This window comes from Nocardioides aequoreus (assembly GCF_000720335.1).
Classification (GTDB): Bacteria; Actinomycetota; Actinomycetes; order Propionibacteriales; family Nocardioidaceae; genus Marmoricola; species Marmoricola aequoreus.
On record NZ_JOJN01000003.1, the window covers coordinates 203,714 to 213,842 of the forward strand.

Sequence of the window (10,129 nt, forward strand, 5' to 3'; positions counted from 1 at the left end):
TCACCAGTGACTTCGCCGCTTCGCCAAGGAGATCTTCTTGGCGAAGTGGAAGTCTCACTGGTTGACCAGTGACTTTGCGGCCGAGCCGACCTGCCCAAACCACCCACGAAGTCCGTTTTGTCCGTCACCATGGGCGGGTGAGTACGCCGGGGGTCGAGGTGCGGGGGCTGTGGGTGCGCTTCGGCGAGGTCGCGGCGGTGCAGGGGGTCGACCTCGAGGTCGGCGCCGGGCACGCGACGGCGCTGCTCGGGCGCAACGGCGCGGGCAAGTCGACCACGATGCGGGTGCTCGCCGGCGTGGTGCCGCCCACGGCCGGGGAGGTGTACGTCGGGGGCACGGACGTGGCGCGCGACCCGATGTCGGTCAAGCTGCGCACGGGCTACTGCCCCGACGTCGGCGGGCTGGTGCCGCGCGCGACGCCGTGGGAGCACCTGCAGCTCGCGGCGCGGCTCCGGCGCATGACGGCCTGGGAGCCGCGGGCGAGGGACCTGCTCGAGCGCTTCGCCCTCGGAGACGTCGCCCACCGCGTGACCTCCGGCTTCAGCCACGGCATGTCGCGCCGGCTGTCGGTGGTGCTGGCGGCCTTCCACGAGCCGGAGGTGCTGCTGCTCGACGAGCCCTTCGACGGCGTCGACCCGCTCGGTGTCGAGGCCACGATGGAGGCGATCGGCGACGCCTGCGCCCGCGGCGCGACGGTGGTCGTCTCGACGCACCTGCGCGAGCTGGCGATGGCCGCGTGCGAGGTGGCCCTGGTGCTCCGTGGCGGGGCCCAGGTCGCCGCGCTGCCGGCCGCGGAGCTGGCGGGCGAGGAGGGGGCGGGTGTCTACCGCGCGCTCCTCGGCTGAGCGCGGCCCGGTCGGGGGCGCCCGTGCGGCGGTCGCCGACGTGCGGGCGCTGCTGCAGCTCCGTCGTGCCGGGCTGCCGGAGCGGGGTCGCCGTCGGCTCCGCTGGGCGGCACTGCTCGTCGGCGCGCTGACCGTCGGCGCCGCGGCCGGACCGGCGTACCTCGGTGGTCCCATGCCCCGGGCGGACGCCGGCAACGTGCTCGCCCTGCTCCCCTCGATGGCCCTGGCCTTCCTCGTCCTCGCCGTCGTGGCGGTGGTCGCGGCGGCCGGCGGCCGCGAGCTGCTGCCGCGCGAGGAGGCGGTGGCCTTCCCGGTCTCCACCACCGCCGACCACCTCGGTGCCCTGCTGCTCGCCCCGCTCAACGTCGCCTGGCTGCTGCAGTCGTGGCTGCTCCTGGGCGCCACGTCGTACGCCGTGGGGCCCGACCGGCTCCCGGCGGCGCTGCTGCCCGTCGTGCTGTGGGTGCTGCTCGCGACGGCGCTCGCACAGGCGGTCGGCTGGTGCGTCGAGGGCGTGCGCCGCGGCCCGCGCGGCGCGCGCCGCTTCCGGATCGCGCTCGCCCTGATGGTCGCTGCGGCCGCCGGCGTCGTCGCGACCGGGCAGCAGACGGCGCTGCTCGACCGCGCCCCGACCGGTGTGGTGCTCGACGCCGTCCTCGCGGGCGCCGGCGGCCTCTGGTGGCCCTGGGCGGCGTACGTCGTCGCGCTCGCCGCCGGCTGCCTGGCCGCGGTGTCCGTCGGGGTGCTCCCGGCGCGCTGGGCGCTGCACCGGCCGATGCGCGCGGAGCTCGGCCTCGAGGCGGGCCGCCACCCGGCGCGCAGCGATGCCCGCTCCGACCTGGCGGCGCTGGTGCGCGTCGACCGGGCCTCGGTGTGGCGCTCGGTGCCGCTGCGGCGCGGCATCGCCGTGCTCGCCGTGCTGCCCGGGCTGGTCGCGATGGCCGGGGGGACGCCCTGGCACCTCGCCACGGTGCTCCCCGGGCTGGTGGCCGCCGGCGGTGCGCTGCTCTTCGGCGTCAACGCCTGGTGCCTCGACGCGCGGGGGGCGCTGTGGCGCGAGAGCCTGCCGGTGGCGCCGCGCACCGTCTTCGTCGCGCGCAGCCTGGTGCTGCTCGAGCTGCTGCTCGGGGCCGGGCTCGTGACCGTGCTGCTGGTGGCCGTGGGCTCGGGCCTGCCGTCCCCGCCCGAGGCGGTCGCGGTGACGGCGTGCCTGGCCGTGGTCTGCGTGCAGGTCGTGGCGGCGGGCCTGCGCTGGAGCCAGGCCCGGCCGTACGCCGTCGACCTGCGCAGCGCCCGCGCCACCCCGGCGCCGCCGGTGGTCATGGTCGGCTACAGCGCGCGGCTGGCCCTGTGCACGACCACCACCGCGCTCGTCTTCACAGGCCTGGCGTGGATCGGCTCGGTGCCGCTCGTGCTCGCGATCGCCGTCGCGATGCTGGCCTGGTCGGGCCGGCGGTGGGAGCGCACCGCGCTCGCCTGGGCCGACCCGGTCTCCCGCGCCCGGGTCGTGGCTTGCGTCAGCGGCTGACCTGGTGCGACCCCTTGGTCCGGATCACGGTGTTTGGGCCTGTGCAAGTCGGGCAGCATGACACGAGTCGGCCGGTCTAGTCGGGTGGGCGGCGGTCTCCCCCCGCGGTGCCGTGGCCCCCGGGCCCGTGTCATGCTGACGCCGCAGCGGTGCACTGCCGCGTTTCCTAACGGGGAGTTTTGATGAAGAAGATCCTTGCCGGCCTCGGCATCGCCCTGGTCGTGGCCATGATGTCGCTCGGGTTCGTCGGCACGGCTCACGCCGCCGACGGCTACGGGGGCGACAACCCCTCCGACGAGAACGTCAACCCCGGCACCCTCGACTCCGGCACCCAGGCCGGCTCGAGCCCCAGCAGCGGTGTGCTGCCCTCCACCGGTGGCCCCGAGACCGTGCTGCTCGTCGGCGGCGCGGCGCTCCTCGCCGTCGGTGGCGTCGCCCTCGTGGCCTCGCGTCGCCGCGCCCGCGTCTGACCCCAACGGTTGTCTCCTGCCGCTGACCGGGACGAGTCCGTCCCGGTCAGGTCAGGTCGGCGTCGCCGTGTCCTGACGCGGCTCGTCGTCGTCGCGCTCGTCGTGGCCATCGGCGTGCTCGCCTACCAGGTCGTGCGCACCGGGCTCAGCCTGCGCACCGCCGAGACGGCGTCCGCGCGGCTGCAGACGCAGCTGACCGAGGGTGACGTCGACGGCGCCGGGCAGTCCGCCCGCGAGCTGCAGCGCAGCGCCGGCACCGCCCACCGCCACTCCGACGGCCTGCTCTGGCACGCGGCCACGTGGCTCCCGTGGCTCGGCGACGACGCCGCGGCCGTGCGTGACCTCAGTGCCGCGCTCGACCAGGTCGCCGTGGTCGCGCCCGACGGCATCGAGGTGCTCGCGGCAGTGGCCGACGGGCGGCTGCGCACCGCCGACGGTGCCGTCGACCTCGAGGTCGTCGCCTCGCTCCAGGCTCCGCTCTCGCGGCTCGCCGAGGCGTCGGAGCGGGCCTCGGCCACCGTCGCCGACGTCGAGCCCGCCCAGCTGGTCGGGGAGCTGTCCGGTCGCGCCGAGGGTTTCCTCGACCGCCTCGACGCCCTCACCAGCGGCTCGCGCGGGGCGGCCACCGCGGTCGATGTCCTGCCCGGGCTGCTCGGCGCCGACGGCGCCCGCAGCTACCTGCTCGTGGTGCAGAACAACGCCGAGATCCGCAGCACGGGGGGTCTCCCGGGCTCGGTGGCCGTGCTCGAGGCCGAGGACGGGCGGGTGAGCCTCGGCTTCCAGGGCGCGGCGAAGGACTTCCAGGGGCCGCCCGGCTCCTACGCCGATCTGCTCCCGGGCGAGCGCGAGGTCTTCGGGCCGCTGCTGGTGCGCGACTTCCGCGACGCGGGCTTCAGCCCGGACTTCCCGCGTGCCGCCTCGCTCTGGGTGCGTCACGCGGAGGCGGCCCGCGACCGGTCCTTCGACGGCGTGCTCTCCCTCGACCCCGTCACCCTGGCCCAGGTGCTGCGCGCGACCGGCCCGATCGAGGCCGCTGGTGAGCAGCTGCGACCCGACACCGCCGTGCGCCAGCTGCTCTTCGAGCCCTATGCCCGCTTCGAGGACCCCGCCCGGCAGGACCTCTTCTTCCAGGCCGCCGCGAGCGGCATCCTCGACGCGCTGCTCCAGGCGCGCGGGGACCAGGCCGAGCTGGTGCGGGTGCTGGCCGAGTCGACCTCGCAGCGGCGGTTGCAGTTCTGGACCCCCGACGGCGCGGTGCAGGACCGGCTCGACGGCTTCGCGGTCGCCGGTGCGCTGCCGAGCAGCGAGGAGCGGCCGGAGGTCGGCTTCTACCTCGACGACGCCACCGAGGCCAAGATCCAGTTCTTCTCCCGCCACGACGCCGAGGTCACCTCGCGGGGTTGCGTCGACGGGCGACAGCTCGTGGAGGCGCGGATGAGCGTGGAGTCCCGGGTGCCGGTGGCGGTCGACGAGCTGCCGCCGTACGTCACCGGCAACGGCAGCAAGGCGCCGCGCGGCGACAGCCGGATGCTGCTGCGCATGTTCGCCCCCGAGGGGGGCGAGCTCACCGGCCTGGAGATCGACGGCGAGCCGACCCGGGTGTCCGAGGGACGCGTCTACGACCGCCAGGTCTCGCAGCGGACGATCCAGCTCGAGCCCGGTCAGCGGATGGAGGTCGTCGCGCAGTTCACCGGCGCCCCTGGGCAGACCGGTGACCCCCGGCTGCAGTGGACGCCGAGCGTGGCGTGGGGACCCACCCAGGACGTGGCCAACTCCCGGTGTGAGTAGGGTCCCCGGCATGGCGAGGGTCCTGGTCACCGGCGGCGCCGCCGGTCTCGGAGCGGCCCTGGCCGACGCCTTCGCCGCGCGGGGCGACGAGGTCGTCGTCGCCGACCGGCGCGAGGTCTCCGGCCCCCACGACGCGCTCCGGCTCGACGTCACCTCCGAGGCCGACTGGGTCGCCGCGCTCGACTGGGTGGAGCGCACCTGGGGCGGCCTCGACGTGCTGGTCAACAACGCCGGCGTCGCGGGGGGCGGTCGTCTCGAGGTGTGCTCGGCGCAGGAGTGGCGCGACGTCCTCGAGGTCAACCTCATGGGGGCCGTGCTCGGCACCCGCACCTTCACCCCGCTGCTCAAGCGGCAGCGCGCCGGCCTGGTGGTCAACGTCGCCTCGCTCGCGGGGCTGGTGCACCCCGCCGGCATGGCCGCCTACAACGCCGGCAAGGCGGCGGTCGTCGCGCTGAGCGAGACCACCGGGCACGAGCTGGCGGCGTACGGCGTGCGCTGCGCGGTGGTCTGCCCGTCGTACTTCCGCACCGGCCTGGTCGACGACCTGCAGGTCACCGACGCCGCGCTGGGCGGCGTGATGCGGCAGCTGGTCGCCGAGGCGCCGCTCGGGCCCGACGAGATCGCGGCCGCCGTGCTCGAGGGGCTCGACCGCGGCGACGAGCTGATCCTCCCCGACCCGGCCGCGCGGGCGGCGTACGAGCTCAAGCTGCGCGACCGCGCGGCGTACGACGAGACCATGCGGCGCCAGGCCGCGCGGCTGCACGCCCTCGGAGGTGACCCCGCGTGACGCCGTCTGACCCCGGGGCGGATCCCGTGGCGGACACCGGCGCGGTGCGGGACGAGGACGCCTTCGACCTCGACGCCGTACGCCGCTGGCTCGCCGACCGCGGCGTCGCGCTGGCCGACGACGTCGAGGTGAGGCAGTTCGGCGGCGGGGCGTCCAACCTGACCTTCTCGCTGCGCGACGGAGCTCACGACCTGGTGCTCCGCAAGCCCCCGTCGGGCCAGAAGGCCAAGGGCGCCCACGACATGGGCCGGGAGTTCCGGGTGCAGCAGGGGCTGGCGGAGGTCTTCCCGCTGGTGCCGGCGATGGTCGCGCACTGCGACGACGAGTCGGTGATCGGCACGGAGTTCTACGTCATGGAGCGCGTCGACGGCGTGATCCCGCGGCGCGACTTCCCGCCGGAGGTGTCGCTGTCGCCCGGGCAGACCCGCGAGCTCTGCCTCCACGCCCTCGACGTGCTGGTGCGGCTGCACTCGGTCGACGTCGCGGCCACCCCGCTGGCGGCCATGGACCGGGGCGACGGCTACGTCGCGCGCCAGGTCGGCGGCTGGTCGCGCCGGCTGCGCGACGCCCTCACCGACGACGTCGGCCCGGAGTCGCGCGAGGCGGGGGAGCGGGTGATGTCCTGGCTGGACGCCGAGCAGCCCGCCGACGTCGGTCACTGCCTGATCCACAACGACTTCCGCTTCGACAACCTGGTCCTCGACCGCGACGACCCGACGCACGTCGTGGGCGTGCTCGACTGGGAGATGGCCACCGTCGGCGACCCGCTGATGGACCTCGGCGGGACCCTCGCCTACTGGGTGCAGGCCGACGACGACGACTTCATGCTCGGCTTCCGCCGCCAGCCCACCACCGCGCCCGGCATGCTGACCCGCGCCGAGGTGGTCGACCACTACCGGGCGGCCACCGGTCGCTCCTTCACCGACGCGCAGTGGCGCTTCTACGAGGTCTTCGGGCTCTTCCGCCTCGGCGTCATCGCCCAGCAGATCCACTACCGCTACTTCCACGGCCAGACCTCCAACGAGACCTACGCCCAGTTCGGGCCGGCCGCGCGCTACCTCGAGCAGCGCTGCCTGCGGATCATCGACGCCTGATGGGTGTGCTGCTGCTGGTGCGGCACGGCCAGGCGTCGTGGGCCGCCGACGACTACGACGTGCTCTCGCCCACCGGGTGGGAGCAGGGCCGCGCGCTCGGCGGGGCCTGGGCCTCCCGAGGGCTGCGCCCCGACGCGGTGGTGCGGGGTGGCCTGCGGCGTCACCGCGAGACCACCGAGGCGCTCGCGGCGTCGCTGGACGTGCCGGAGTCCCGGGTCGACGCCGGCTGGGACGAGTTCGACCACGTCGCCGTGCTCGCGGGGATGCCGGACCCGCCGGCCGGTCCTCCCACCGACAAGCGCGCCTACCAGGCGGTGCTGGAGCAGGCGATCGACGCCTGGATGGGTGGCGGCGACGCCTACGACGAGCCGTTCGCGGCCTTCACGGCCCGGGTCGGCGAGGCGCTGCGGCGTACGCCGGGGGACGGCACGACCGTCGTCGTCACCTCGGGAGGGGCCATCGCGTGGGTGGCCGCGAGCCTCCTCGCCGACGGTGACGCGACCCTCGCGGCGTCGCTGTGGCGACGGCTCAACGTGGTGTGCGTCAACACCGGTGTCACCAAGGTCGTGGTGGGCCGGCGCGGCAGCACCCTGGTCTCCTTCAACGACCACGGCCACCTCGAGGGCACCGACCTGCTCACCTACCGCTGACCCCTCGGCGGGCCGCCCGGCAGGATGGGCCCATGGCGACGACGCGGCAGCGCATCCTCATCACCGGCGCGAGCAGTGGGCTGGGGGCCGAGATGGCCCGCCAGCTCGCGGCGAAGGGGCGCGACCTGGCGCTGTGCGCGCGGCGCACCGACAAGCTGGAGGCCCTGCGCGAGGAGATCCTGGCGGCCACGCCGCAGGCCCGCGTGCTGGTGCGCGCGATGGACGTGACCGACGACGCGCAGGTCTTCGAGGTGACGCGGGCCTTCGCCGCCGACCTCGGCGGGCTCGACCGGGTGGTCGTCAACGCCGGTCTCGGCAAGGGGGCGGCGCTCGGCACCGGGCGCCACGACGTCAACCGCGAGACCGCGGTGACCAACTTCCTCGGCGCGCTCGCGCAGACCGAGGCGGCGATGGAGGTCTTCCGGGCGCAGGGTCACGGCCACCTCGTGATGGTCAGCTCGATGTCGGCGATGCGCGGACTGCCGCGGTCGATGACGACGTACGCCGCCACCAAGGCCGCGGTGGCCCACCTGGTCGAGGGGCTCCGGCTCGAGCTCCTGGGCGAGCCCTACGCCTTCACCGTGCTCTACCCCGGCTACATCGCCTCGGAGATGAACGACGCCACCGACAGCGCCCGCAAGCCCGGCCTGGTCTCCACCGAGAAGGGCGTCCACGCCATGGTCGAGGCGATGGAGAAGGAGAAGGCGGAGGCCTGCGTGCCGCCGCTCCCGTGGGCGCCCCTCAGCGTGGTGATGCGGCACGCGCCGCTGCCGGTGCTGAAGCGGATGGTGTGAGGAGACTTCCCGGCTCCGTGAACTGACCCACCAGCCGCCGGTCGGCGCGCAGCGCCAGGGCGGCGGCCGTGGCGAGGGGCAGGTCGGGCACGTCGTAGGACTGCGAGCCCGCGGCCGTGGTGGCGACCAGCGTCGCGACCCCCTGGCGGCGCTGGAAGAAGGTCTGCGTGACGTGCCAGCCGATCACGCCGTCGAGGTCGAGGGCGACGTGGCGCCCGGCCAGGGTGCCGGAGCGCACCACGAGGTGCCCGTCGACCAGGGCGTGCCCGAGCCGGCGGTAGCGGTCGACGGCGAGCCACCAGGCCAGCGGCAGCAGCGCGAGCCCGGGCAGCAGCACCCACCACGCGAGCACCTCGAGCAGCACGACGGCCACGGCGAGACCGGCGAGCAGCAGGACGGTCGGGACCAGCGCCCGGAAGAGCCGTCGCCGGCGGGCGACGGGACCGTGCTCGGTGAGCGGCGCGGCGAGGGCCGAGGCAGAGCCCAGCACGCGCTCGGCGGCGGCCACGGCGACGGGGCGGGGGCAGTTGGGCGCGATCGTGGTGGTGCCGCCCTCGGACAGCGAGGCCCCGACGACCATCGCCTTGAGCCGGGCGGCCCCCAGCAGCCGCAGTCCGAGGGGCTCGGCGAGCGTGACGCCCCGGACGCGCCGGCTCTCCAGCGAGGTCTCCGTGGTCGTGACCAGCCCGCGCCTGACGTGCAGGGAGCTGCCGTCGGGCCGCCGGGTGAGCAGGAAGCCCCAGTTGCTCACCAGGTAGCCCAGCACGCCGAAGACGGCTCCGAGCACGACCAGCAGCGCCACCACCGCGAGCACGAGCGGGACCACGGCCGCGCTGCCCAGCCGTCCGAGGAAGCCCAGGTCGACGACCTCGGGCCCGAGCGCGTCGGCCAGCTGGCCGAGCGCCGCGAGCACGCCGGCGGCGATCACGTTGCCCGAGGAGGTGAAGGGGGCGTAGCGGGCCCACCGGGGGTCCAGCTCGAGGAGCACCTCGTCGCCGGGGGGCGCCACGGGCTCGCCCTGCTCGCTCACCGCCGGTGCGGGCTCGCCCAGGCGCAGCAGCTGGGTGCGCAGCGTGCGGGCCTCCTGCTGACCCAGCGCGTCGAGCTCGAAGCCGCTGTCGTCGGTGATGGTGGCCGCGGACCCGGTGCCGATGCGCACCTTGGCCAGCCCCAGCAGGCGGTGCATCAGGCTGGAGGAGAGCTCCACCGAGCGCACCCGGTCGAGCCGGGCGGTGAGGACCTTCTGCGAGAGCAGGCCGCGGCGCAGCTCCACGTGGGTCTCGGTGATGCGGAAGCTGGTCGTCACGTAGCGCCACAGCCCCCACACCACGGGGATCGCGAGGCCGAGCAGCTGCCAGCCGCCCGAGTCGCGGCCCACCACGACGATGCCGACCAGCACCGGCAGGAACTTCGCGGCCTCGTTGACCGGGTGCACCAGCAGCATCCGGCGGTCGAGTCGGCGCCAGGGCACGACCGGCGGCGGCGCGACCGGGGGCTCCGACTGGGGCACCGACTGGGACTCCGGCTGGGGCTCCTGCGAGGGCGGCTGGGGTGCGTCGCTCACGTGGCGTCCCCCGCCTCGCTCTCGGTGCGACGCGTCAGGTCGGCGACGAGCCGGTCGGCGACCGGCTTGTCGATGCCGGTGATGGTGAGCGGCCCGGCGGCCGAGGCGGTGGTCACGGTGACGGTGGCGAGCCCGAGGGCCCGCGCCACGGGGGACTGCTCGAGGTCGACGGTCTGCACCTTCGACATCGGTGCGATCCGGCGCTCGCGCGAGAGCCAGCCCACCTGGGTGTAGACGGCCGTCTCGGTGCTCTCCCAGCGGTGCACCCGGTAGCGCACGAGCGGCATCAGGGCGGCGTACGCCACCAGCGCCGGCACCAGCAGCGCCCAGCCCCACCACGGCAGCGCCCACCAGTCGAGCAGGTCGGCCGCGACCAGGGCCGCGACCAGCACCAGGCCGCGGACCACCGCGCCCACCGCCCACAGCGCTCGGGCCGTGGGCGAGACCTGGTGGGCCGGCTCGCGGAGCGCGGCGTGCACGTCGACGTCCCCGGCGGGGGGTACCGGCGGCGGGACGGCGGGGGTGCTCACGGCTCCACCCTCCCAGACCGGCCCCGCCCGCCCACGCGGCCCGGCGCGGTGTCGCCGCCCCCGACTAGGGTCTCCGGCG

General features: G+C 75.4%; 10 protein-coding genes. 8 read left to right on the top strand and 2 right to left on the bottom strand.

Annotation, left to right across the window (positions count from 1 at the left end; translation table 11 throughout):
* The first annotated feature begins 137 nt into the window (after window positions 1-137).
* From IG63_RS0107405 to IG63_RS0107440, 8 genes are all read left to right on the top strand, one after another.
* Window positions 138-845, top strand: coding sequence for an ABC transporter ATP-binding protein (locus tag IG63_RS0107405; RefSeq protein WP_036194685.1), 708 nt, complete (start codon window positions 138-140; stop codon window positions 843-845).
* Entirely contained in the window at window positions 820-2,373 is a 1,554-nt protein-coding gene (locus IG63_RS0107410; RefSeq protein ID WP_030483741.1) for a hypothetical protein, read from the top strand. The genes IG63_RS0107405 and IG63_RS0107410 overlap by 26 nt, the downstream gene beginning before the upstream one ends.
* Before the next feature lie 182 nt (window positions 2,374-2,555).
* Complete coding sequence (locus IG63_RS0107415; protein WP_030483742.1) at window positions 2,556-2,843, top strand: LPXTG cell wall anchor domain-containing protein; 288 nt, start codon at window positions 2,556-2,558, stop codon at window positions 2,841-2,843.
* A gap of 102 nt (window positions 2,844-2,945) precedes the next feature.
* Window positions 2,946-4,631, top strand: a complete 1,686-nt coding sequence (locus tag IG63_RS0107420; RefSeq protein WP_030483743.1) for a DUF4012 domain-containing protein — start codon at window positions 2,946-2,948, stop codon at window positions 4,629-4,631.
* Between the two features lie 10 nt (window positions 4,632-4,641).
* Window positions 4,642-5,418 carry an SDR family NAD(P)-dependent oxidoreductase gene (locus tag IG63_RS0107425; protein WP_036194691.1) on the top strand — a complete coding sequence of 259 codons (777 nt, stop codon included), beginning with the start codon at window positions 4,642-4,644 and terminating at the stop codon, window positions 5,416-5,418.
* Entirely contained in the window at window positions 5,415-6,512 is a 1,098-nt protein-coding gene (locus IG63_RS0107430; protein ID WP_084596802.1) for a phosphotransferase family protein, read from the top strand. Before IG63_RS0107425 ends, IG63_RS0107430 begins: the two co-directional genes overlap by 4 nt.
* Window positions 6,512-7,162 carry a histidine phosphatase family protein gene (locus IG63_RS0107435; protein ID WP_030483746.1) on the top strand — a complete coding sequence of 217 codons (651 nt, stop codon included), beginning with the start codon at window positions 6,512-6,514 and terminating at the stop codon, window positions 7,160-7,162. Before IG63_RS0107430 ends, IG63_RS0107435 begins: the two co-directional genes overlap by 1 nt.
* A gap of 32 nt (window positions 7,163-7,194) precedes the next feature.
* Window positions 7,195-7,956: an SDR family oxidoreductase gene (locus IG63_RS0107440; RefSeq protein ID WP_030483747.1), complete on the top strand. Its 762-nt coding sequence runs from the start codon at window positions 7,195-7,197 to the stop codon at window positions 7,954-7,956.
* Here IG63_RS0107440 and IG63_RS0107445 read toward each other — a convergent pair.
* Entirely contained in the window at window positions 7,904-9,520 is a 1,617-nt protein-coding gene (locus IG63_RS0107445) for a PH domain-containing protein (RefSeq protein WP_051706341.1), read from the bottom strand. The genes IG63_RS0107440 and IG63_RS0107445 overlap by 53 nt on opposite strands.
* The gene (locus IG63_RS0107450) at window positions 9,517-10,050 is read right to left on the bottom strand and encodes a PH domain-containing protein (RefSeq protein ID WP_036194693.1); all 534 of its coding nucleotides are present in this window, start codon (window positions 10,048-10,050) and stop codon (window positions 9,517-9,519) included. The genes IG63_RS0107445 and IG63_RS0107450 overlap by 4 nt, the downstream gene beginning before the upstream one ends.
* Window positions 10,051-10,129: the final 79 nt, after the last annotated feature.